Origin of the sequence: Flavimaricola marinus (assembly GCF_900184895.1) — a bacterium.
Lineage (GTDB): Bacteria > Pseudomonadota > Alphaproteobacteria > Rhodobacterales > Rhodobacteraceae > Flavimaricola > Flavimaricola marinus.
The window spans coordinates 170,221-191,912 of the sequence record NZ_FXZK01000004.1; the positions used below are offsets into that span (position 1 = coordinate 170,221).

General features: G+C 61.6%; 22 protein-coding genes. 17 read left to right on the plus strand and 5 right to left on the minus strand.

Annotated features, from left to right (window positions below):
- Position 1: 1 nt before the first annotated feature.
- The gene (ubiE, locus tag LOM8899_RS11885) at positions 2-754 is read right to left on the minus strand and encodes a bifunctional demethylmenaquinone methyltransferase/2-methoxy-6-polyprenyl-1,4-benzoquinol methylase UbiE (RefSeq protein ID WP_093992666.1); all 753 of its coding nucleotides are present in this window, start codon (positions 752-754) and stop codon (positions 2-4) included.
- A 271-nt stretch (positions 755-1,025) separates the two neighbouring features.
- Between ubiE and mutM the strand changes: the two genes are divergently transcribed.
- From mutM to speB, 9 genes are all read left to right on the plus strand, one after another.
- Positions 1,026-1,877 (plus strand): bifunctional DNA-formamidopyrimidine glycosylase/DNA-(apurinic or apyrimidinic site) lyase, encoded by an 852-nt coding sequence (gene mutM / locus LOM8899_RS11890; protein WP_093992446.1) that lies wholly within the window; start codon positions 1,026-1,028, stop codon positions 1,875-1,877.
- Positions 1,878-1,939: 62 nt separating this feature from the next.
- A complete protein-coding gene (locus tag LOM8899_RS11895; protein ID WP_093992447.1) occupies positions 1,940-2,716 on the plus strand; it encodes an enoyl-CoA hydratase in 777 nt (258 codons plus the stop codon).
- Positions 2,717-2,872: 156 nt separating this feature from the next.
- Entirely contained in the window at positions 2,873-3,136 is a 264-nt protein-coding gene (rpsT, locus tag LOM8899_RS11900) for a 30S ribosomal protein S20 (protein WP_093992448.1), read from the plus strand.
- 662 nt (positions 3,137-3,798) lie between these two features.
- On the plus strand, positions 3,799-5,130 hold the full coding sequence (gene dnaA / locus LOM8899_RS11905; protein ID WP_093992449.1) for a chromosomal replication initiator protein DnaA: 1,332 nt from the start codon (positions 3,799-3,801) through the stop codon (positions 5,128-5,130).
- Between the two features lie 108 nt (positions 5,131-5,238).
- The gene (dnaN, locus tag LOM8899_RS11910; protein ID WP_093992450.1) at positions 5,239-6,357 is read left to right on the plus strand and encodes a DNA polymerase III subunit beta; all 1,119 of its coding nucleotides are present in this window, start codon (positions 5,239-5,241) and stop codon (positions 6,355-6,357) included.
- A 97-nt stretch (positions 6,358-6,454) separates the two neighbouring features.
- Positions 6,455-7,552 carry a DNA replication/repair protein RecF gene (gene recF / locus LOM8899_RS11915; RefSeq protein ID WP_093992451.1) on the plus strand — a complete coding sequence of 366 codons (1,098 nt, stop codon included), beginning with the start codon at positions 6,455-6,457 and terminating at the stop codon, positions 7,550-7,552.
- A complete protein-coding gene (locus LOM8899_RS11920) occupies positions 7,549-8,073 on the plus strand; it encodes a GNAT family N-acetyltransferase (RefSeq protein WP_093992452.1) in 525 nt (174 codons plus the stop codon). The genes recF and LOM8899_RS11920 overlap by 4 nt, the downstream gene beginning before the upstream one ends.
- Before the next feature lie 174 nt (positions 8,074-8,247).
- Positions 8,248-10,665, plus strand: coding sequence for a DNA topoisomerase (ATP-hydrolyzing) subunit B (gene gyrB / locus LOM8899_RS11925; RefSeq protein WP_093992453.1), 2,418 nt, complete (start codon positions 8,248-8,250; stop codon positions 10,663-10,665).
- Positions 10,666-10,675: 10 nt separating this feature from the next.
- The gene (speB, locus tag LOM8899_RS11930) at positions 10,676-11,632 is read left to right on the plus strand and encodes an agmatinase (protein ID WP_093992454.1); all 957 of its coding nucleotides are present in this window, start codon (positions 10,676-10,678) and stop codon (positions 11,630-11,632) included.
- Between the two features lie 3 nt (positions 11,633-11,635).
- On the opposite strand, the gene LOM8899_RS11935 is transcribed toward speB, so the two are convergent.
- Complete coding sequence (locus LOM8899_RS11935; RefSeq protein ID WP_093992455.1) at positions 11,636-12,505, minus strand: branched-chain amino acid aminotransferase; 870 nt, start codon at positions 12,503-12,505, stop codon at positions 11,636-11,638.
- Positions 12,506-12,649: 144 nt separating this feature from the next.
- On the opposite strand from LOM8899_RS11935, the gene LOM8899_RS11940 reads away from it, so the two are divergent.
- The gene (locus LOM8899_RS11940; protein ID WP_093992456.1) at positions 12,650-13,159 is read left to right on the plus strand and encodes a MarR family winged helix-turn-helix transcriptional regulator; all 510 of its coding nucleotides are present in this window, start codon (positions 12,650-12,652) and stop codon (positions 13,157-13,159) included.
- The gene (locus LOM8899_RS11945) at positions 13,159-13,854 is read left to right on the plus strand and encodes a response regulator (protein WP_093992457.1); all 696 of its coding nucleotides are present in this window, start codon (positions 13,159-13,161) and stop codon (positions 13,852-13,854) included. The genes LOM8899_RS11940 and LOM8899_RS11945 overlap by 1 nt, the downstream gene beginning before the upstream one ends.
- Here LOM8899_RS11945 and LOM8899_RS11950 read toward each other — a convergent pair.
- A complete protein-coding gene (locus tag LOM8899_RS11950; protein ID WP_093992458.1) occupies positions 13,851-14,402 on the minus strand; it encodes a hypothetical protein in 552 nt (183 codons plus the stop codon). The genes LOM8899_RS11945 and LOM8899_RS11950 overlap by 4 nt on opposite strands.
- Positions 14,403-14,448: 46 nt before the next feature.
- Here LOM8899_RS11950 and LOM8899_RS11955 point away from each other — a divergent pair, with 46 nt between their 5' ends.
- The 5 genes from LOM8899_RS11955 to LOM8899_RS11975 all read left to right on the plus strand — a co-directional run bounded on the left by LOM8899_RS11955 (position 14,449) and on the right by LOM8899_RS11975 (position 19,235).
- Complete coding sequence (locus LOM8899_RS11955) at positions 14,449-15,372, plus strand: histone deacetylase family protein (protein ID WP_093992459.1); 924 nt, start codon at positions 14,449-14,451, stop codon at positions 15,370-15,372.
- Positions 15,369-15,608, plus strand: a complete 240-nt coding sequence (locus tag LOM8899_RS11960; protein ID WP_093992460.1) for an exodeoxyribonuclease VII small subunit — start codon at positions 15,369-15,371, stop codon at positions 15,606-15,608. Before LOM8899_RS11955 ends, LOM8899_RS11960 begins: the two co-directional genes overlap by 4 nt.
- Positions 15,598-16,473, plus strand: a complete 876-nt coding sequence (locus LOM8899_RS11965) for a polyprenyl synthetase family protein (RefSeq protein WP_370739338.1) — start codon at positions 15,598-15,600, stop codon at positions 16,471-16,473. Before LOM8899_RS11960 ends, LOM8899_RS11965 begins: the two co-directional genes overlap by 11 nt.
- 13 nt (positions 16,474-16,486) lie before the next feature.
- Positions 16,487-18,424, plus strand: a complete 1,938-nt coding sequence (gene dxs, locus LOM8899_RS11970; protein WP_093992462.1) for a 1-deoxy-D-xylulose-5-phosphate synthase — start codon at positions 16,487-16,489, stop codon at positions 18,422-18,424.
- Between the two features lie 115 nt (positions 18,425-18,539).
- A complete protein-coding gene (locus tag LOM8899_RS11975) occupies positions 18,540-19,235 on the plus strand; it encodes a ribonuclease activity regulator RraA (protein ID WP_093992463.1) in 696 nt (231 codons plus the stop codon).
- Between the two features lie 43 nt (positions 19,236-19,278).
- On the opposite strand, the gene LOM8899_RS11980 is transcribed toward LOM8899_RS11975, so the two are convergent.
- Positions 19,279-20,049, minus strand: coding sequence for an ion transporter (locus LOM8899_RS11980; protein WP_168770534.1), 771 nt, complete (start codon positions 20,047-20,049; stop codon positions 19,279-19,281).
- Between the two features lie 115 nt (positions 20,050-20,164).
- Here LOM8899_RS11980 and LOM8899_RS11985 point away from each other — a divergent pair, with 115 nt between their 5' ends.
- The gene (locus tag LOM8899_RS11985; RefSeq protein ID WP_093992464.1) at positions 20,165-20,815 is read left to right on the plus strand and encodes an androgen-induced gene 1 family protein; all 651 of its coding nucleotides are present in this window, start codon (positions 20,165-20,167) and stop codon (positions 20,813-20,815) included.
- On the opposite strand, the gene LOM8899_RS11990 is transcribed toward LOM8899_RS11985, so the two are convergent.
- Positions 20,778-21,632: an SDR family oxidoreductase gene (locus tag LOM8899_RS11990; RefSeq protein ID WP_093992465.1), complete on the minus strand. Its 855-nt coding sequence runs from the start codon at positions 21,630-21,632 to the stop codon at positions 20,778-20,780. The two genes, LOM8899_RS11985 and LOM8899_RS11990, sit on opposite strands and share 38 nt — an antisense overlap.
- Positions 21,633-21,692 lie beyond the last annotated feature (60 nt).

Here is a 21,692-nt window from a genome sequence, read left to right on the forward strand (position 1 = left end):
GTCAGAGTTTCCAGCCGGAATGCAGGGCTGCGACGCCCATCGTCAGGTTGCGATACTTGGCGTTGTCGAAACCTGCCTCGCGGATCATCCCGAGGAAGGTCTCCTGATCGGGGAAGTTGCGGATCGATTCGACGAGGTATTGATAGCTGTCCTTGTCGCCCGCAATGATCTGGCCCATTCGGGGGATCACGTTGAACGAATAGAGGTCATAGGCCTTTTGCATCATCGGGTTGGGCAGTTGGCTGAACTCCAGCACCATCAACCGGCCGCCCGGCTTCAGCACACGGTAAGCTTCGGCCAGCGCGTCTTGGGGCCTTGTGACGTTTCGGATGCCGAAGCTGATCGTATAGACGTCGAAGGTGGCGTCCTCGAAGGGCAGGGCCATCGCGTCCCCAACGACCCAGTCGAGGCTGTCGCTCATCTTTTCGGCCTCGGCCCGCTTGCGGCCCTCGATCAGCATCGGTTCGGTCAGGTCGAGCACGGTGGCATGCCCGTGCCCGGCTCGTTTCAGAAAACGGAACGATATGTCGCCGGTGCCGCCTGCCACATCCAGCAGTCGCTGGCCGGCCCGTGGCGCGAGCCAGTCCATCATCGCATCCTTCCAGATCCGGTGAACTCCACCGGACATGACGTCGTTCATGATGTCGTATTTGCTGGCGACGGAGGAGAAGACACCTTGCACCCGCCCTGCCTTGGCATCCTCGCTGATCGTCTCGAAACCGAAATGTGTCGTTTTTTCAGAGTTCTCAGTCATGCCGCCGTCCTCGTTTCTCTCATGCAGATATAGGACTACGGTCGAAGAAACAAACCAGATCGCGGTGACGCAACAGCGCACCCGATTGTGGGGCGGCCGATCTTGGAAAGACCCCCGGAGTTGCCCCCGACAAGCGGGCCGGGAGCGACCCGTTGCTCGGCTTCGGCTTGCGCTTGCCCCTTGCATTCGGGTGAAAGAACCGCACTTGTCTTTGGCCAGGAGGCGGCGGCGAGGCCGCCCCCGACGCAGGTGATACGAGGTGAGGTGCCCGATGCCCGAACTGCCAGAGGTCGAGACCGTCCGACGCGGGCTGGAGCCGGTTTTGACGGGCCAGCGCATTTCTGTGGCTCAGGTCAACCGCCCCGATCTGCGGTGGCCGTTCCCGGACCGAATGGCCGATCGCTTGACCGGACAAACTGTTACCGCGCTGCGCCGCCGCTCGAAATACATCCTTGCCGATCTGAGCAGCGGGGAAACCCTGATCATTCATTTGGGCATGTCTGGCCGGATGCTCATTTCCGGCAGCCAGCTGGGAACGTTTCATCATGAACACCCGGCCCCGGCCAAGCACGACCACGTTGTCTTTGACATGGCCAACGGGGCAAGGGTCACGTTCAACGACGCCCGCAGGTTTGGGGCGATGGATATGATCGCGACAGAGGCGGTGGAGGATCATTGGCTGATCCGCGATATCGGGCCGGAGCCCTTGGGCAATGCTTTTGACGGGGACTATCTGGTCGAGGCATTTCGGGGTCGCAACACGCCGGTCAAGTCGGCCCTGCTGGATCAGCGATTGGTGGCGGGGCTGGGCAATATCTACGTTTGCGAAGTGCTCTACCGTGCCGGAATTCACCCCAAGCGCAAGGCGGGGCGTATCGCTGCCCCCCGGGTGGCCGGTCTCGTTCCGATTATCCGCGACGTGCTGCAAGAGGCCATCGAGGCGGGTGGATCGTCTTTGCGCGACTACCGCCAAGCGGACGGCGAACTGGGCTATTTCCAGCATGGTTTCAAGGTCTATGACCGCGAATCCCAACCCTGCCAGACCGAAGGATGTGAGGCAGTGATCGGCCGGATCGTGCAGTCCGGCCGCTCGTCCTTCTTCTGCCCAAAGTGTCAAAGATGACTTGATCGTGCCTCGGGGTTTGTTAGACCAACAGCAACGGGACACAGCAAAGGGCCTGCCTGATGGCATATGAGACGATTATCGTCGAGATCAGCGACTACGTCGCGACCATTACCCTTGATCGACCCGACGCGATGAACGCGCTGAATGATCAGATGTTGCGGGAGCTGACGACCGCTGTCGCGGACGCCGATGCCAGCGACAAGGTGAGATGCATCATCATCACCGGCTCTGAGAAGGCTTTCGCCGCAGGCGCCGACGTGACCGAGATGGCCGACAAGAGCTTTGTCGAGATGTTCTTTGCCGACCCGTTCGGCGGCCCTTCGGCCAAGTTGCAGGCATGCCGCAAGCCGATCATCGCCGCGGTGGCCGGGTATGCCCTGGGCGGTGGCTGCGAACTGGCGATGATCTGCGATTTCATTATCGCCGCCGATACCGCGAAATTCGGCCAGCCCGAGATCAACCTTGGTGTGATCGCCGGGATGGGGGGCACGCAGCGCCTGACCCGGTATGTCGGCAAGTCCAAGGCGATGGACATGCACCTGACCGGGCGTTTCATGGACGCCACCGAGGCCGAGCGCAGTGGACTGGTGAGTCGCGTCGTGCCCGCCAAGAAGCTGATGGAAGAGGCCCGCTCCGCCGCGATCAAGATTACGGAGAAATCCTTGCTGGCGTCGATGGCGGCAAAATCGGCGGTCAATCGCAGCTACGAGACCACCCTGTCCGAGGGATTGGCCTATGAAAGCAAGGTGTTTCATTCGCTTTTTGCGACCGAAGACCAGAAAGAAGGCATGTCGGCGTTTCGTGAAAAGCGCGAGGCGCAGTTCCGCGACCGCTAACCAGGCATTTTTTGGTTTCCATTTTGAGCCGGCTGGCCTATAGGCAGCCGATACATGCGCGTGATGCCCGCTTAGGCAGGATTTGTCCGGTAACAAACCCGGGCCTTGGGCTTTGTCGCGCTCGACAGACACATATTAAGAAAGCTGAAAGCAGACATGGCCAATTCACCTCAGTCCGAAAAGCGCGCACGCCAGAACGCCAAGCGCTTTGCCGTCAACAAAGCACGTCGTTCGCGTATCCGCACCGAGCTTCGCAAAGTCGAGGAAGCCATCGCTTCCGGTGACAAGGATGCAGCGACCGCAGCACTCCGCGCCGCACAGCCTGAGCTGATGCGCGGTGTGTCCAAAGGCGTCTATCACAAGAACACAGCGGCACGGAAAATGTCGCGCCTGAGCAACCGGGTCAAAGCACTCGGCTGAGCCGAGGCGCAGTCCGATCGAACAAAGGGCGCACCAAACGGTGCGCCCTTTTTGCGTTTACTGAGTCGTAACCGGTTGCCCATACAACTGGTATACCTGTCAAGAGACCGAAGGGTCTCCGGCTCTCAAAAAACCGCTATTTTGACCTCGGTGCCACAATTGTGCTGCTAAGTCAGCCAAATCTAAAGGTCGCCAGATTCGATTTTGAACTAAGCCAGAGTCAAGTGACTTGTTCTGTTGTGAAGCCCTCAAACCCCTTGCTACCTTGACCAAGCGATTCACGTCGTTCCTGGGGGAACGGAGAGAAGGTCAGTAATAGCGGTGCGCTACCATGGGCAGATTCTGTCGATGACTAGTGCTGTGCCGGTGTTACAGACTTGATGGGCGGGAACGACCTGTGCATGCCTGCACTGGCCGAAATCTTGTCTCGATCCGGCTGCATAAACTTCGGTTTTTGCAGGTGCTTGTCCTTACCCCAATTGTGCAAAAGATCCGGTCTTTGACCGAGATGATGCCATTGTGTGGCCTCAGTCTTGAAGGATCTTGATGTGCCATTCGGCACTGCCAGAACACGTGCACCGAAGAGTTTGGTGGGGTGCCTGTGCACCTTGCTCGGAAGAGTGGTCTAAGGGGACGAAATTTTGGACGGGTCAAAACAGCAAATGACGGACGCAACGTGGGAAGGCGTCCAAACTTCGCTCAAAGCAGCCGTTGGGGCAAACAACTATACCAATTGGATCGAGCCTTTGGTTTTTGGCGGATTCGATAACGGCGTTGTGACCTTCAATGTGCCGACCGGGTTCATCGGCAACTATGTCTTGCAGAACTTCGGCGATCTTATACTGCATCACCTCAAGCGCACCGGACAGCCGGTCCAGCGGCTTGATTTTGCGATCGTAGGTCAGCCCGCCCGCGAGCCCGTCGCCCCCGCGGCGGTAACGGTCAATCCGGCCGAGCAGGGCGCCGGCCTTGATGCGCGCTTCACCTTTGACCGCTTTGTCGTCGGCAAGCCGAACGAATTGGCCCATGCCGCCGCACGTCGTGTCGCCGAGGGCGGTCCGGTCAGCTTCAATCCGCTGTTCCTCTATGGTGGAGTCGGCTTGGGCAAGACCCACCTCATGCATGCTATTGCCCACGAATTGCGTGCAAAACAGCCCGAATTGACCGTTCTCTACCTGTCGGCCGAGCAATTCATGTATCGCTTCATCACCGCGCTTCGCGAAAAGCGGATGATGGATTTCAAGCAGATGTTCCGCTCTGTCGATGTGCTGATGGTGGACGATGTGCAGTTCATGGCCGGCAAGGATTCCACGCAAGAGGAGTTCTTTCACACGTTCAACGCGCTGGTGGACGGCCAGAAGCAGATCATCATTTCCGCCGACCGTGCCCCGGGCGAGATCAAGGACCTGGAGGATCGTATCAAGTCGCGCCTGCAATGCGGCCTCGTCGTCGACCTGCACCCGACCGACTACGAGCTGCGGCTGAGCATTCTGCAATCCAAGGAGCAGTACTACCGCGGCCAGTATCCCGGGCTCGTCATCCGCGACGGCGTTCTGGAATTTCTCGCCCACCGCATCTCGACCAATGTGCGGGTGCTCGAGGGCGCTCTGACCCGCCTGTTTGCCTTTGCCAGCCTCGTCGGCCGTGAGATCGATCTGGAACTCGCGCAGGACTGCCTGTCCGACGTGATCAAGTCGAGCGACCGCAAGATCACCATCGAGGAGATCCAGCGCAAGGTCAGCGACCACTACAACATCCGCCTGTCCGATCTGGTCGGGCCAAAGCGGCTGCGGGTCTATGCCCGGCCGCGGCAGATCGCGATGTTCCTGTCGAAGCAGCATACCAATCGGTCATTGCCCGAAATCGGACGTCGCTTTGGAGGCCGTGATCATACCACGATCATGCATGGTGTCCGTCGGATCGAAGAGCTGATCGCCACGGACAGCCAGATCGCGGACGACGTTGAAATGCTGCGTCGCGCTCTAGAGGCTTGACCACAAGAGCGCAGTCGCAAAGAATCGCACTAAACCTCTTGAGAAGGAGGGGAAAACCGGTAGTTTTCCCCTCCCGGACTCTTGGTTCGGCAAAACGGAGCGACGAACATGAAATTCAGCATTGAGCGCGGTGCGCTTCTCAAGGCGGTGGCGCAGGCCCAATCGGTTGTCGAGCGGCGCAACACAATCCCGATTCTCGCCAACGTGCTGATCGAAGCCGAAGGCGATTCGGTGCAGTTCCGGGCAACGGACCTCGATATCGAAGTGGTCGATCGCGCCCCGGCGATGGTCGAGAAGGCAGGCGCCACCACGGTATCTGCCATGACCTTGAACGAGATCGTGCGCAAATTGCCCGACGGTGCGCTGGTCACGCTCAGCGACAATGCGCAGGTCGGCCGACTGAGTATCGAAGCGGGTCGCTCCAATTTCGAGTTGGCGACATTGCCGCGCGAAGATTTTCCGGTGATGGCATCGTCTGAATACGCGACGAATTTCTCCGCTCCGGCCGCTGTGCTTCGCCGCCTGTTCGACAAGGCGAAGTTCGCGATTTCGACAGAGGAAACCCGCTATTACCTGAATGGCGTCTATCTGCACGTGGCCGACGGCGAAAGCGGCAAGGTCTTGCGCTGCGTGGCCACAGACGGCCACCGGCTTGCCCGGATCGACGCTCTGCTTCCCGAAGGCGCAGAGGGCATGGCGGGCGTGATCGTGCCCCGCAAGACCGTTGGCGAGATGCGCAAGCTGTTGGAGGACGACGAGATGCAGATCGCCGTATCCGTGTCTGAAACCAAGGTGCGCTTTGCGACCCCCGACATCACGATGACCTCAAAGGTGATCGATGGCACCTTCCCCGACTACACCCGCGTGATCCCGCAGGGCAACACACGCCGACTGGAGGTGGACGCCAGCGAATTCGCGCGCGCCGTAGACCGGGTGGCGACGGTTTCCTCCGAACGGTCCCGTGCGGTGAAGCTGAGCCTCGACGAAGATCGGTTGATCCTTTCGGTCAATGCGCCGGACAGTGGGGCCGCCGAGGAAGAGCTTGCCGTCGCATATGCCGACGAAAAGCTCGAGATCGGGTTCAACGCGAAATATCTTCTAGAGATCGCCAGTCAGGTCGACCGCGAGAATGCCGTATTCCTGTTCAATTCCTCGGGTGATCCGACGCTGATGCGTGAGGGCGACGACATGAGCGCCGTCTATGTCGTGATGCCGATGCGCGTTTGACCGGACGTGGGGATGTCTGCCGCAGTTGCCTGACTGACTTTCTGGATGTCGGGCCGGGTATCCGTATTTCTGGCCAGAAGAAATGAGGCGCTGAGCCATGCCGGGGCCGTTTGTCGCCAAGATCAGCCTGTCTCATTTCCGCTCCCACCATCGGACGGAGCTGTCGTTCGACGGTGGGCCGGTGGCGATCTATGGGCCCAACGGAGCCGGTAAGACAAATCTGATCGAGGCGGTATCGCTCTTGTCGCCGGGCCGGGGGATGCGCCGGGCCGGGGCGGACGATTTGATCCGCCGACCCGAAGCGATCGGATGGAAAATCCGTGCCGAAGTGGCGGGCCATGAGGTTGAGACATGGGCCGAGCCCGGATCGTCCCGCCAAGTGCGGATCGATGGGAAGACCACATCACAGGTGGCTCTGGGCCGCTTGATGCGTGTGCTGTGGCTTGTCCCGTCGATGGATCGTCTGTGGATCGAGGGGGCGGAGGGCCGGCGCCGTTTTCTGGACCGTGCCGTGCTGAGCTTTGATCCAAGACATGCCGAGGCTGTCCTCGATTATGAGAAGGCAATGCGTGAACGAAACCGCCTTCTCAAGGATATGGTTCGCGATGCGCATTGGTATGCGGCGGTCGAAGGCCAGATGGCCCGCGCGGGAGCTGCGATCCATGCGGGCCGGCAGTCGACCATCGAGGCGTTGATGCGGGCGCAGGCCGATGCCGAGACTGCATTTCCGGCCGCGGATCTGGCGCTCAGCCATCCTGAGACCGATCCGCAGACTACCGAGGACGGCCTGCGGGCTGCCTTTGCAGAGGGCCGTTCGCGGGACCTTGGGGCGGGCCGCACCTTGACCGGCCCGCATCGTGCCGATCTGGAGGCTGTGTGGAAGGCAAAGGATGTGCCTGCGCGCGACTGCTCGACCGGAGAGCAGAAGGCCCTGCTCGTTTCGCTCATTCTGGCGAATGCGCGCGCCTTGGCGCAGGCTCATCCCCCCGTCTTGTTGCTCGACGAGGTTGCCGCCCATTTGGATGATGGCCGCCGCGCCGCGCTTTATGATGAGATATGCGCCTTGGGGGGGCAGGCCTTCATGACCGGCACCGGCCCTGAGTTGTTCACCGCCTTTGGTGAGCGGGCGAACTACCTAGAGGCCACGGACACGGCAGGCGTGTCGCAGATGACAATTCGGGAGAGCCAGTCATGATGGAGCGGATCGAGGAAATGCGACTGAGTGCCGAGTACGAGCGCCAGATTGCCGAAATGCTGGTCCGCGCCTTCCAGGAGGACTTTGGTGGCCGATCGTATCACAAGCAGCGCCATCACCTGCGGCTGGTCTGGCGCGAGGACGGTCAGATCGTGGGCCATATGGCCCTGTGTTTTCGCGATATTCGCTTGGGCGAGGCGTTGGTGCCTATCGTGGGTCTGGCCGAGGTATCGACAGACCCGGCCTATCGCGGCCGGGGCATAGCATCGGGCCTGATGCGTGCCGCAGTAGACGAGGCGCGGGCGACGCTGGCGAACTTCTTTGTGCTGTTTGGCGACCGACCGCTCTACGCGGCGTCCGGGTTTGTGCCCCATCGCAATCGCCTGACCTATGTGGGCATGGATCACGCCCATACCGGTGCCGTTGATACCAAGGTAGACGATGGGCTGATGGTGTTGCCGCTGACCGATATGGCATGGGAACCGCGGGCCGAGGTCGACCTCTTGGGGCACCTCTTCTGAGCGGGGTTCCGGCCCGGTTCGAGCCGTTGAGAACCGTCGATTTCCAAGCGCGATTCGGCTCGAATCGCCGGCGCTGAGTCTTTGGCCCTTTGGGACACCAAATATTGGGGTTTCGACGTGACAAACATGGGCCAAATAGCTATATTTCGGGGGTGAACACCAAGGAAATTCTCTATGTCAGACGTCACCGAAAATCAGCCGGAATATGGTGCTGATTCTATCAAGGTTCTCAAGGGCTTGGATGCTGTTCGAAAGCGTCCGGGCATGTATATTGGCGATACCGATGATGGATCGGGGCTTCACCATATGGTCTATGAGGCCGTCGACAACGGAATTGACGAGGCGCTGGCGGGTCACGCCGACCATGTGCTGGTGAAAATCCACGCGGATTCGAGCGTTTCTGTGCGGGACAACGGTCGCGGCATCCCAGTGGATATGCACAAGGAAGAGGGCGTCAGTGCCGCCGAGGTCATCATGACCCAGCTTCATGCCGGCGGTAAGTTCGATCAGAACTCCTACAAGGTTTCCGGTGGTCTGCACGGTGTGGGGATTTCGGTGGTTAACGCTCTGTCCGATTGGCTGGAATTGCGGATCTGGCGCAACGGGAAAGAGCACTTCGTTCGCTTTGAAGACAGTGTCACCGTCAAATCGCTCGAGGTCGTTGGCGATGCGAATGGGGAGAAGGGCACGGAGGTCCGCTTTCTGGCGTCGACCAGCACGTTCTCGAACCTCAATTACGTCTACGAGACGCTTGAAAAGCGGCTCAGGGAATTGGCCTTCCTGAACTCCGGTGTGCGTATCATTCTGGAGGATGATCGCCCTGCCGTCCCGCTGCGGACCGAGCTGTTTTACGAGGGCGGCGTCAAGGAATTCGTCAAATACCTCGACCGGCACAAGTCGTCGATCCTGCCGGAGCCGATTTATGTCCGTGGCGAGCGCGATGATATCGGTGTCGAGGTCGCGATGTGGTGGAACGACAGCTACAACGAGATGGTTCTGCCGTTCACCAATAATATTCCGCAGCGCGATGGCGGCACGCATATGGCGGGCTTTCGCGCGGCTTTGACACGCACGATCAACAACTACGCTCAGTCGAGCGGTATCGCCAAGAAGGAGAAGGTCTCTTTCACTGGCGACGATGCGCGTGAGGGACTCACCTGCGTATTGTCGGTGAAAGTACCGGACCCGAAGTTCTCCAGCCAGACCAAGGACAAGCTCGTCAGTTCCGAGGTCCGCCCAGCGGTCGAGAACCTGATGAACGAGAAGCTGGCCGAGTGGTTTGAGGAAAATCCGCAAATCGCCAAGGTCATCGTGGGCAAGATCGTCGAGGCCGCCTTGGCCCGCGAAGCTGCCCGCAAGGCGCGTGAGCTTACCCGTCGCAAGACCGCGATGGACGTCAACTTCCTCGCCGGCAAGCTCAAGGATTGCTCCGAGAAGGATCCGTCGAAAACCGAAGTCTTCCTCGTCGAGGGGGACAGCGCCGGTGGATCGGCGCAGACCGGGCGGGATCGGCGCACTCAGGCCGTCTTGCCGTTGCGCGGCAAGATCCTGAACGTCGAGCGTGCCCGTTTCGACCGCATGCTCGCCAGTCAGGAGATCGGCAATCTCGTGATGGCTCTCGGTACCGGCATCGGGCGCGACGAGTTCAATATCGACAAGCTTCGCTACCACAAGATCGTCATCATGACGGACGCCGACGTGGACGGGGCGCATATCAGAACACTGCTTCTCACCTTCTTCTTCCGTCAGATGCCGGAATTGATCGAGGGCGGCTTTGTCTATATCGCGCAGCCGCCGCTGTATAAGGTTTCTCGTGGCCGGTCCGAGGTGTATCTCAAGGATCAGGCCGCGCTCGACGACTACCTGACGCATCAGGGCATTGAGGGGGCGCTCTTGCGTTTGGGCGACGGCTCCGAGATCGCCGGCGCGGATTTGCTGCGCGTGGTGGAAGACGCCGCGAAGTTGCGCCGTGTGATCGACGCTTTCCCGACGCACTACCCCCGCCACATCCTGGAGCAGGCTGCCATTGCCGGCGCCTTCGTGCCGGGTGCCGTGGACAGCGATTTGCAGGGCGTGGCCGACAAGGTCGCCCGTCGTCTTGACTTGATCGCGCTGGAATACGAGCGCGGTTGGCAAGGCCGGATCACGCAAGACAAGGGCATCCGTTTGGCCCGCATCCTTCGCGGCGTCGAAGAGGTGCGCACATTGGATGGCCCGATGCTCCGCTCCGGCGAAAGCCGCCGCGCCGGGACGTTCACGCAAAGCCTTCAGGAAATCTACGACCTGCCGGCAACCTTGGTCCGCAAGGATCGGAGCCAGTTGATTCATGGCCCCCTCGACCTGCTCAAGGCGATCCTGCAGGAGGGCGAGAAGGGTCTCACTCTGCAGCGCTACAAGGGGTTGGGCGAAATGAACCCGGACCAGTTGTGGGAAACCACGCTGGACCCGGACGCGCGGACGCTGCTTCAGGTCAAGATCGACGACGTGGCCGAGGCCGATGACCTGTTCACCAAGCTGATGGGCGACGTGGTCGAACCCCGTCGCGAGTTCATCCAGCAAAACGCATTGAACGTCGAAAACCTCGACTTCTAGGAGAGCCAAAATGGCGGATTCGTACTTTCAGCCGATCTCGGGGTTTGACCTGCCACGCTTTGCCGGTGTGCCAACTTTCATGCGGCTGCCCCATGTGCCGTTGGACAGCCCGCGTATCTCGGAGGTCGATATCGGCCTGATCGGCACGCCGTGGGACGGCGGAACGACCAATCGCCCCGGCCCCCGCCACGGTCCGCGTCAGCTGCGCGACATGTCGACGATGATCCGGGCGCAGAATGGCGCGACGGGCGTGCGCCCGTTCGAGGCGATGAACTGCGCGGATCTGGGTGACGTGGGTCCGAACCCGGCCGACCTGATGGATTCGATGACCCGGATCACGGCATTCTACGATCAGGTCGTCGCTGCCAAGATAAAGCCGCTGACTGCGGGCGGCGATCACCTCTGCTCTCTGCCGATCCTTCGGGCCTTGGGCAAGGCTGTTCCTTTGGGCATGATCCATTTCGACAGCCACACGGACCTGTTCCACAGCTATTTCAACGGCACGATGTTCACCCATGGCACGCCGTTCCGACGTGCCATTGAGGAAGGCTTGCTCGATCCGCGCAAGGTGATCCAGATCGGGATCCGCGGCACGGCCTATGACTTCGAAGACAGGGATTTCGCCGAGGCGGTCGGCGTGACCATCATTCCGATCGAGGAATTCCACGCCCGTGGCGTGCTCGACGTGATGGCGCAGGCGCGTGAGCTTGTGGGCGATATGCCCACCTATGTCACTTACGACATCGACTTCGTCGATCCGGCTTTTGCGCCCGGCACCGGAACACCGGAAGTCGGCGGTCCGAATTCCTATCAGGCGCTGCAATGCGCCCGGGAATTGGCCGGGGTGAACATCGTCGGCGCTGATCTCGTCGAGGTGTCCCCGCCGTTTGATCAGTCCGGGGCGACCGCCTTCCTCGGCGTGTCGCTCATGTTTGAAATGCTGTGCAACATGGTGCCGGCCGCCTGAGCGTCAGGCGCGCACCAGTTTCTCATAGCTGTCCGACATCTCGCGGGTGATGGCGCCGACTTCGAAGTTGTAGTCGCCGATCTGTCCCACCGGGGTCACTTCGGCGGCGGTGCCGGTCAGCCAGCACTGCTCGAACCCCTCGAGCTCTTCGGGCATGATGTGCCGTTCGATCACCTTGATCTGCCGATCGTTCAGCATTCCGATCACGGTTTGCCGGGTCAGCCCGTTGAGGAAGCAATCGGGAAGCGGCGTGTGGACTTCGCCGTTCTTGACGAAAAAGATGTTGGCGCCCGTCGCCTCGGCCACGTAGCCGCGGTAATCGAACATCATGGCGTCGGAGCATCCTTTTGCCTCGGCCGCGTGCTTTGACATGGTGCAGATCATATAGAGCCCGGCGGCCTTGGCGAGGCTGGGCGCGGTTTCCGGGCTCGGCCGTTTCCATTTGGCGATGTCGAGCTTGGCCCCCTTGAATTTCGCGTCACCGTAGTAGTTGCCCCACTCCCAGGCCGCGATGGCGACCCGCACCGGGTTCTTCTTGGAGGCCACACCCATATCCTCGCCCGCACCGCGCCATGCAATGGCACGCACATATGCGTCGGTCAGGCCGTTGGCTGCGAGCACGGATTGCTTGGCTGCTTCAAGCTCATCGACGGTGTAGGGCACTTCGAAGTCGAGGCATTTGGCCGAGTAATGCAAGCGCTCGGAGTGCTCGCGGCTCTTGAAGATCTTGCCGTTGTAGCAGCGCTCGCCTTCGAATACCGATGAGGCGTAATGCATCGCATGGGTAAGGACATGGACATTGGCATCCCGCCAGTCGGTGAGTGTCCCATCCATCCAGATTTTGCCATCGCGGTCATCGTATGATCCGGCCATCTTCGGTACCTCATTTTGTCAATTGTTGCGACGAAGGGTCCAGCCCGGACACATTCTTGCGCAAATTTCACGTTTCGCTAGCAGTTGCGCCTTGGAGTGTCAACAAGGCTGACGTATCCTGCGCCCAAACAAGGGAGGCTTGCCATGGATCAGTCGACATCCCCCCAAGGCGGGCAGGCGTTGCTGTTTCTGACCGACGAACAGCTGCGCAAAGGTATCGAGGCGATGTTCTTCGCCTATCGCGGTTTCACCGCCGATCCGGACCGCATCCTGTCCGAGTGGGGCTATGGCCGGGCCCATCATCGCGCCGTGCATTTCATCCATCGCAGCCCCGGAACCACGGTGAACAATCTTTTGTCCATTTTGGGTGTTACAAAACAATCCCTGAATCGTGTGTTGCGAACATTGGTTGCGGATGGCTTGGTCGAAAGCAGGGTTGGCCAGATCGACAAGCGCGAGCGGCATTTATACCTGACCGACACGGGTGCAGAGCTTGAGCGTGCCTTGTCGGACGCACAACGGGATCGGATGCGCGCGGCCTATCGCGCCGCCGGGCCGGAGGCGGTCGCGGGTTTTCGGCAGGTGCTGGAAGCGATGATGGATGAAGATATGCGGCGCCACTACGAGGCGCTGCGAGAGAAGGGCAAGACGTGATGGACGCCGCTCACCTTTTGATCGTGGATGACGACGAACGCATCCGCGTGCTGCTGCAGAAATTCCTGATACGCAATGGTTTCCTCGTATCGGCCGCCCGCGATGCCGCCCATGCCCGGCGGATCCTCTCAGGACTCGAATTCGACATGATCGTTCTGGACGTGATGATGCCCGGCGAAGATGGCGTCACGTTTTGCCGTGATCTGCGCCAACGCATCAGCACACCGATCCTTCTGCTGACGGCCAAGAGCGATACGAACGACAGGATCAACGGGTTCGAGGCCGGTGCGGACGACTACCTTTCCAAGCCCTTCGAGCCGAAAGAGCTTCTGTTGCGGATCAACGCGATTTTGCGCCGCGTTCCAGCGGCAGAGCCGACCACCGTATCGCCCAAGGTTCTGACCCTTGGCCCTATTCGCTATGACATCGAGCGTGGTGAACTCTGGGAGGGAGAGCAGCCCGTTCGCTTGACCTCGACCGAGAGCCAGTTGATGCGGATTTTCTCCGGCTGTCCGGGAGAGGCCGTCAGCCGCGCCCGTCTGGTCGAAGAACTCGGCCGTGGTGGTGGCCAGGCGCAGGAGCGTGCCGTCGACGTCCAGATCACCCGCCTGCGCCGCAAGCTGGAGTCCGATCCAAAGCAGCCGCGCTATCTGCAAACAGTGCGCGGCGAGGGCTATATGCTTGCGCCCGACTAGCTGTCGGTGGCGATGGGATCACACGCCTCTACGGCGCTGTCCATCGTCCAGTCCCCAAGGGGCACCGCCACTAGGTTCGGATCGGAGATCGACTTTGGTTTGTGGCCCAACTGATCGAGAACCCCGTTCCCCGTCAGCAGATTGACGTCGCAGGTCCCCGCAAACTCAAGGTCGAGAGTGTCATACCAGCTGTAGGTGTAGCCCGCGACCCTGTAGGCTCCGGCCCGGTAGGCGATGGTCAGCGTCTGGGTCCAGCGGTTTCGGCCGATCGCCGCGTTCTCAGAGATGATCTGCACCGACCCATTCGGCGCCAGCGCCAGGCTGGGTTGGTTTCCTGCTCCCATGCCGGACCAGGCGACAGCCCGAAACTCGACCGGCGCGCCGCTCTCTGTGACGAGGATCAGCGAGGCATAACCTTCGTCGAACTCCCGCAGAATAAAGGTCTCGGCGGTCCCGTCACCGTTCAGATCCGACGTCACCTCCCCCAGAATTCTGTCGGCCATGGCGACGCCGGGGATCAGAAAAATGGCGAGAAGCAGATAACGCATCGGAGAGATCCTTGTCAGACGGGTGGCAATGGTTTTGACTTACCCTATGACCACAGCACTGATTTCACACCCCGATTGTTACGACCATATCACGCCTCCGGGCCACCCCGAACAGGTGGCCCGTCTGGACGCCGTTCTGAACGCCCTCGACAAGATGGACCTGATGCGGGTCAGCGCCCCGCTGGCCGCCGAGGACGACTTGCTTCGCGCCCACCCCAAGGCGCATCTGGAGGCCCTGAAGGCCGCCGCGCCCGAGCATGGCTGGCGATCTCTCGACGCCGACACCCACATGTCCGCGGGCACGCTCACCGCGGCGCACCGTGCAGCGGGGGCCGTCGTTCGGGCTGTCGATATGGTGATCGCCGGAGAGGCGGACAACGCCTTTGCCGCCGTGCGCCCGCCGGGACACCATGCCGAACGCGAGACGGCGATGGGCTTTTGCTTTTTTGGAAGCGTCGCAGTCGCCGCCAAACATGCGCTGGAATTTCATGGACTTGAGCGTGTTGCGATCGTGGATTTCGATGTCCATCACGGCAACGGCACCCAGGACCTTGTCGAAGACGATCCCCGCATCCTGTTCTGTTCCACGCACCAGATGCCGCTCTATCCAGGCACGGGCCATGCCCATGAAACCGGCGTGGGGAATGTGTTGAACGTTCCCTTGCCGGATGGGGCCGGCTCGGAGGTGTTTCGCGATGTGATGGAACGGCAGGTGCTACCCCGTGTCGATGCGTTTGCTCCGCAACTCCTGCTCATTTCCGCAGGATTCGATGCACATAAGGATGATCCACTGGCCGGGCTGATGCTGACCGAGGCTGACTTCATCTGGGTGACTGAGCGGCTTTGTGATCTTGCGGATGCCCATTGCGGTGGACGCGTGGTATCTGCGCTCGAAGGCGGCTATGACTTGGGCGCTCTGGGCGCCAGTGCGGCGGCCCATGTGACGGTATTGAAGGAGAGAGGCGCATGACGGACGTGCCGGTGGACGAGATGAGCTTCGAGGATGCGATCCGCGAGCTCGAGCAGGTGGTGGGCAAGCTGGAGCGCGGCGACGTGGCGCTCGAGGATTCCATTGCGCTCTATGAGCGTGGTGCCGCGCTCAAGAAACGTTGCGAGACGAAGCTGACCGAAGCCGAAGAGAAGGTTGCCAAGATCACGCTGGGTGAGGGCGGTCAGCCGACCGGGACGACGGCTCTTGGCGACTGACTTTGCCTCTGGACTGGCCCGAGCGGCGACGCTGACCCAAGATCGACTGACCCGAGAATTTGCCGCGATGTCGGACCTGCCTGTGGTTCAGGCGATGGCCTATGCCGTCAAGGGCGGCAAAGGGTTGCGCGGATTTTTGGTATTGGAATCAGCGGCTTTGCACGGGGTCGTGGCGGCGCGGGCGACGGCTCCGGCGGCGGCGATCGAGGCTTTGCATGCCTATTCGCTGGTACATGACGACCTGCCCTGCATGGATGACGACGACCTCCGCCGAGGCCAGCCGACGGTACACCGCAAGTGGGACGAGGCGACGGCGGTCCTTGCCGGCGATGCGTTGCAAACCCTTGCGTTTCAGCTGTGTGCTGCGCCCGAGGTCGGCAATGCGGAGGTGCGAATTGCACTGGTGGCGGCGCTGGCCAAGGCGGCTGGAGCCGACGGCATGGTCTTGGGGCAGGCGCTTGATATTGCGGCGGAAACTGCGGCGGAACCATTGACCTTGGAGCAAATCACCGCGCTTCAGGCGGGCAAGACCGGCGCCTTGATTGCATGGTCCGCCGAAGCCGGCGCGATTTTGGCCGGGGCGGATCCTGCGCCAATGCGCCGCTATGCCGCGGCGTTAGGGCTGGCATTCCAGATCGCCGATGACATCTTGGATGTAGAGGGCGATGCGGAAGCGGTCGGCAAAGCCTTGCGCAAGGATGCCGAGGCTGGCAAGGCGACGTTCGTTTCGCTATTGGGCCTGGATGCGGCAAAAGCCCGCGCAAGCGCCTTGATCGACGAGGCATGTGTGGCGCTGGAGCCCTTTGGTGCAAAGGCCGACAGCCTGCGGGACGCCGCCCGCTTTGTGATTTCCCGGCGGAACTGAGAAGGCTCGCAAGATGACAAACCGTCCCGAAACGCCCCTGCTGGATCAGGTCAAGGTGCCCGCCGACATGAAGCGTTTGTCGGACGCGGAATTGGTTCGATTGGCCGACGAGCTGCGTGCCGAGACGATCAGCGCAGTCAGCGAGACCGGGGGCCATCTGGGCGCTGGCCTTGGTGTCGTCGAACTCACTGTCGCGCTACATGCTGTGTTTGATGCCCCAAAGGACCGCATCATTTGGGATGTGTCCCATCAGTGCTATCCCCACAAGATCCTGACCGGCCGTCGCGACCGTATCCGCACCTTGCGTACGAAGGGTGGCCTCAGCGGATTTACCAAACGCTCCGAAAGCCCATACGACCCATTCGGGGCCGCCCATTCGAGCACGTCGATCAGCGCGGCGCTCGGCTTTGCCGTGGCTCGTGATCTGGGCGGTGCGCCTGAACATGGCCTGGGCGACGCGATTGCCGTGATCGGTGACGGCGCGATGAGCGCGGGCATGGCCTATGAGGCCATGAATAACGCGGGTCATCTGAAAAAGCGGCTGATTGTCATCCTCAATGACAACGAGATGTCGATTGCGCCGCCTGTGGGGGCGATGTCGGCTTACTTGTCCAAACTCTATGCCGGGGCTCCTTTCCAAGAGCTTAAGGCTGCGGCCAAGGGGGCGGTGTCGTTCCTGCCGCCGCCGCTTCGCGAGGGTGCGCATCGGGCGAAGGAAATGCTCAAGCATATGACTGTGGGCGGGACCCTGTTCGAGGAGCTGGGCTTCTCCTATCTCGGGCCGATCGACGGCCATGATATGGAGCAACTTCTGGCCGTGCTCCGCACTGTGAAATCCCGCGCCACGGGGCCGATTTTGATCCATGCGATCACCAAGAAGGGCAAGGGGTATGCCCCCGCCGAAGAGGCGTCTGACAAGGGGCATGCGACCGCCAAGTTTGACATGGTGACCGGAAAACAGGCCAAGGCGAAATCCAATGCGCCCAGCTATACCTCTGTTTTTGCGAATGCTTTGCTGGATCACGCGGCGAAGGATAGCCGCATCTGTGCCGTCACGGCAGCGATGCCGGATGGCACGGGCCTGAGCAAATTCATGGAGCGCTATGCCTCGCGCTGCTTTGACGTCGGTATTGCCGAGCAGCATGCGGTGACCTTTGCCGCGGGGCTTGCGGCGGGCGGGTTGCGGCCGTTTTGCGCGCTCTATTCGACCTTTCTGCAGAGGGGCTACGATCAGGTCGTTCACGACGTTGCGATTCAGCGGCTTCCGGTCAGATTTGCCATTGATCGTGCGGGGTTGGTCGGTGCGGACGGGTCGACCCATGCTGGCTCTTTCGACGTGGCGTTCCTTGCCAACCTGCCGGGATTTGTCGTGATGGCCGCGAGCGACGAGGCGGAGCTGATCCGCATGGTCGCCACGGCGGCGGCCCATGACAGCGGGCCGATTGCCTTCCGCTTTCCGCGTGGCGAGGGTGTGGGCGTGGAAATGCCCAATGATGTCAAGCCCTTGGAGATCGGCAAAGGCCGCATGATCCAAGAGGGAAAAGGCGTTGCCATCCTGTCATTTGGCACCCGATTGCAGGAAGTGATGCTGGCCTGCGAGGCGCTGCAAGCCCGCGGGATTACGCCCACGGTGGCCGATGCCCGCTTTGCCAAACCGCTCGACCGCGACCTGATTTTGCGCCTTGCCGAGACCCATGATGCGCTGATCACGGTGGAGGAGGGCGCTGTCGGCGGATTCGGCTCTCATGTCGCGCAACTGCTTGGCGATGAAGGGGTTTTTGACCACGGCCTCAAGTATCGTTCGATGGTTTTGCCCGACATTTTCATCGATCAGGCCAGCCCCAAGGACATGTACGACGTGGCCGGGATGAACGCCGAGCACATCGAGGCCAAGGTGCTGAATGTGATGGGTGTCGATGTGCTGCCGGCCCGCGCTGAGTCGCGCAACTAGTTAACGGCCTGAAATGGCCCGCGGTATCACGTCGGTATGGCGTCGGTATGCCGTAGGTGCGGTTGCTTGGATTGGCCCGGTTAATGGGGCGCACGGATGAACGAAGGGTAAAGCCATGATGGACACGAAATCGGTGCTGGAGACGGTCACGACGGCGACCGTCACCACCGTTCTGCTCAAGAAGGGATTGCGCAACGTCTGGCTGCGCGGACCCAAGCCGATGGCCCCCGGACAGCCGCGATTGGCGGGCCCGGTCTTTACCCTGCGGTTCGTGCCGGCCCGCGAGGATCTGGCGACGCCGGAAAGCTGGTCCTCGCCGATTTCGACCCGCGCTGCCATCGAGGCGATGCCCGAGGGCTGTATCGCCGTCGTGGATGCGATGGGCGTGTCGGATGCCGGCATCTTTGGCGATATCCTTGCCGCCCGGATGGTGAAACGCGGTGTGGCCGCCCTGATCAGTGACGGCGTGGTCCGCGATGCGGCCGGCGTTCACGGCACCGGCCTGCCGGTCTGGTGCGCCGGTGTGGCCGCGCCGCCGAGCGTGGCGGGCCTGACCTTTGTCGGCTGGGACGAGCCGGTTGCTTGTGGCGGCGTCGCCGTGATGCCCGGTGATTGGATTCTGGCTGATGACGATGGTGCGGTGCTGATCCCGGCGGCCTATCTGGAGACGGTGCTCGCCGAAGCCCCGGAGCAGGAGCGCATGGAGGCGTGGATCATGGAGGAGGTCGACCGTGGCGTGCCGCTGCCCGGCCTGTATCCGATGAATGCGGAGACCCGGGCGCGCTATGAGGCATTCAAGGCGGGCGGCTAGGCCGGGAGCCTCCGGCGGGGATATTTTTGACCCAAAGAAGCCCCTAGTCGCGCCTTGATTTCAGCTCGGCTTCGATGGCTTCCAGCCGGGCGAGCACCCGGTCGCGGTATTCGTCGGTGGCGGCGTTCGATTCCTCGGCGTGGGCGTCCTGCATCGAGTTGACGATGAGGCCGACGAGCAGGTTTACCACGGCGAAGGTGGTGACCATGATGAACGGCACGAAGAACAGCCATGCGTAGGGGTAGACCTCCATCACTGGCCTGACGATCCCCATCGACCAGCTTTCCAGCGTCATGATCTGGAACAGCGAATAGCCGGACCGCGCCAATGTGCCGAACCATTCGGGGAAGTCGGCCCCGAAGAGTTTCGTCGCCATCACCGCCCCGATGTAGAAGATCAGTGCCATCAGCACGAAGACCGATCCCATGCCGGGCAGGGCCGTGATGAACCCCTCGACCACCCGCCGCAGTCGGGGGGCGGCCGATATCACCCGCAGCACCCGCAGAATACGGAGCGCCCGCAGCACCGACAGCCCTTGGCTCGCTGGCACGAGCGAGATCCCGACGACGAAGAAATCGAACAGGTTCCAGGGGTTGTGGAAGAATTGCCCCCGATAGGCGTAGAGTTTCGCCAAGAGCTCGACCACGAAGATCGTCAGACAGATGCTGTCGAGCAGACCGATCAGCCCGCCGGCCGTCGCCATCACGCTTTGCGATGTTTCCAGCCCCAGAATGACGGCGTTGAACAGGATCACGCCGATGATGGCGTTCTTGGTGCTGTCGCGTTCGAGAAAGCGGGTCAGTTGGCTGCGCAAGGGACCAGTCCTTTTGGGGCTTTGATGTCATGTCCATATGGTTTGCCGGCGCCGCCGGTGCAAGCATTGTCGGCCCCTCTGCGATCGGTCATGTTGCCGAAGACGGGAGGGCCGGATGCGCGCTGTTTTGATCTATCGCTGGGCGGTGTTTTTGCTGGCTGCGGGCTATTGTCTGCGGATGGTGATTTTCGGCGGCTGGGAGCAGTTTGCCGGGCCGTTCCGGTTCCTGACCGTCTGGGCGCTGTTTGCGTCGTTCTTCTGTGCCAGCCGGATGATTGCCCGCGAGGAGGGCCGAACGGAGCGCCGTTGGGACGCCGTCGTCGCCATGACCGCCGTGGCCAATCTGATGGTCGTGTTCCTGTATTGGCGTCTGTATCTGGCCGATCCCACCTCTGTCACCCGTGACGGCGAATTGAACTCGTGGTGGCTGGAGGGGTATTTGCATGCCCTTGGTCCGGCGTTGCAGTGGATTGATGCCCTGTTCATCCATCGTTCGTTTCGCAGGCCCTTTGCGGCGGCGGGCTGTTTGCTGCTGTTTTGTGCGACGTATTTTGCGTGGATCGAGGGCGTCGTCCGCCCCCTGGCCGACAGCCCTGTGGGGTCGGTGACGACGGGGTTGCCCTATAAGTTTCTCAACAACTTGGAGCCTGCCGGCCGCATCGAGTTCTATGTGACCAATGTGCTGGTCGCCATGGCGGTTCTGGCGCTGTTCTCCGGGCTGGCTTGGGCTATTCGTCGCGCTCTTCCAAGGCCAGAAGCGCGCTGAGCCCGGCCCTGTAGTCGGGGTATTTCAGCACGACCCCAAGTTCGGATTTGATCCGCTCGTTGGAGACCTTCTTGCTCTCGGCGTAGAAGCTGCGCGCCATCGGCGTCATCTCGGCAGTGTCGAAGTCTTCGGCGGGCGGGATCGGCAGGCCGAGAAGCTGTGCCGCGTGGCCGATGACGTCTTCGGGCGGGGCCGGGTCGTCGTCGCAGACGTTGTAGGCGCGGCCGGGGTTGGGCTGATTGATCGAGGCGAGCAGGACTTGCGCGATGTCGTCGACGTGGGTGCGGCTGAAGACCTGCCCCGGTTTGATGATCCTGCGAGCGGTGCCGTTGCGCACCTTGGCGAAGGGGCCGCGGCCGGGGCCGTAGATCCCTGCCAGCCGAAAGATATGCAGAGGGAGCCCGAGCGTCGCCCAGTCCGCTTCGGCCCTCACCCGCGCTTGCCCGCGTGCAGTGGCGGGGGTGAGCGGGGCGGTTTCGTCGACCCAAGCGCCGTTGTGATCGCCATAGACCCCGGTGGTGGAGAGGTAGCCCACCCATTCGAACTGCCCTGCCCGTGCGGCGATCTCGGAGCGCAATTCCCGCAGGACCGGGTCGCCGTCCGCGTCCGGGGCCGCCGAGATCAACAGGTGCGTCGCCGCGTCGAGCGCCGGTGTCAGGTCGGCGCCGGGCCAGATCCGCGGCTCGGTGCCTGCGGCGAGCAGGGCGGCGGCCTTGTCTTCGCTGCGCGTCGTGCCGATGACCCGCCAGTCGCGGGGCAGGATCCGGGCAAGTGCCTGGGCGGAGTAGCCGTGGCCGAAGGAGAGCAAGGTTTTCATAGCCCGAGTGATGCCGTGATGCGCGGCCTTGCGCAAGGTGGTTGCAATTTGTCGCCCAGT

Excerpts from the sequence above, each read along its gene's own strand:
- LOM8899_RS11935 (WP_093992455.1), bottom strand. The coding sequence starts at position 12,505 with ATGGCCGGATCATACGATGACCGCGATGGCAAAATCTGGATGGATGGG.
- LOM8899_RS11955 (WP_093992459.1), top strand. The coding sequence starts at position 14,449 with ATGACCACAGCACTGATTTCACACCCCGATTGTTACGACCATATCACG.
- LOM8899_RS11960 (WP_093992460.1), top strand. The coding sequence starts at position 15,369 with ATGACGGACGTGCCGGTGGACGAGATGAGCTTCGAGGATGCGATCCGC.
- LOM8899_RS11920 (WP_093992452.1), top strand. The coding sequence starts at position 7,549 with ATGATGGAGCGGATCGAGGAAATGCGACTGAGTGCCGAGTACGAGCGC.
- rpsT (WP_093992448.1), top strand. The coding sequence starts at position 2,873 with ATGGCCAATTCACCTCAGTCCGAAAAGCGCGCACGCCAGAACGCCAAG.
- ubiE (WP_093992666.1), bottom strand. The coding sequence starts at position 754 with ATGACTGAGAACTCTGAAAAAACGACACATTTCGGTTTCGAGACGATC.
- dnaA (WP_093992449.1), top strand. The coding sequence starts at position 3,799 with ATGACGGACGCAACGTGGGAAGGCGTCCAAACTTCGCTCAAAGCAGCC.
- LOM8899_RS11895 (WP_093992447.1), top strand. The coding sequence starts at position 1,940 with ATGGCATATGAGACGATTATCGTCGAGATCAGCGACTACGTCGCGACC.
- gyrB (WP_093992453.1), top strand. The coding sequence starts at position 8,248 with ATGTCAGACGTCACCGAAAATCAGCCGGAATATGGTGCTGATTCTATC.
- LOM8899_RS11945 (WP_093992457.1), top strand. The coding sequence starts at position 13,159 with ATGGACGCCGCTCACCTTTTGATCGTGGATGACGACGAACGCATCCGC.
- speB (WP_093992454.1), top strand. The coding sequence starts at position 10,676 with ATGGCGGATTCGTACTTTCAGCCGATCTCGGGGTTTGACCTGCCACGC.
- LOM8899_RS11975 (WP_093992463.1), top strand. The coding sequence starts at position 18,540 with ATGATGGACACGAAATCGGTGCTGGAGACGGTCACGACGGCGACCGTC.
- LOM8899_RS11950 (WP_093992458.1), bottom strand. The coding sequence starts at position 14,402 with ATGCGTTATCTGCTTCTCGCCATTTTTCTGATCCCCGGCGTCGCCATG.
- dxs (WP_093992462.1), top strand. The coding sequence starts at position 16,487 with ATGACAAACCGTCCCGAAACGCCCCTGCTGGATCAGGTCAAGGTGCCC.
- LOM8899_RS11990 (WP_093992465.1), bottom strand. The coding sequence starts at position 21,632 with ATGAAAACCTTGCTCTCCTTCGGCCACGGCTACTCCGCCCAGGCACTT.
- dnaN (WP_093992450.1), top strand. The coding sequence starts at position 5,239 with ATGAAATTCAGCATTGAGCGCGGTGCGCTTCTCAAGGCGGTGGCGCAG.
- mutM (WP_093992446.1), top strand. The coding sequence starts at position 1,026 with ATGCCCGAACTGCCAGAGGTCGAGACCGTCCGACGCGGGCTGGAGCCG.
- recF (WP_093992451.1), top strand. The coding sequence starts at position 6,455 with ATGCCGGGGCCGTTTGTCGCCAAGATCAGCCTGTCTCATTTCCGCTCC.
- LOM8899_RS11940 (WP_093992456.1), top strand. The coding sequence starts at position 12,650 with ATGGATCAGTCGACATCCCCCCAAGGCGGGCAGGCGTTGCTGTTTCTG.
- LOM8899_RS11985 (WP_093992464.1), top strand. The coding sequence starts at position 20,165 with ATGCGCGCTGTTTTGATCTATCGCTGGGCGGTGTTTTTGCTGGCTGCG.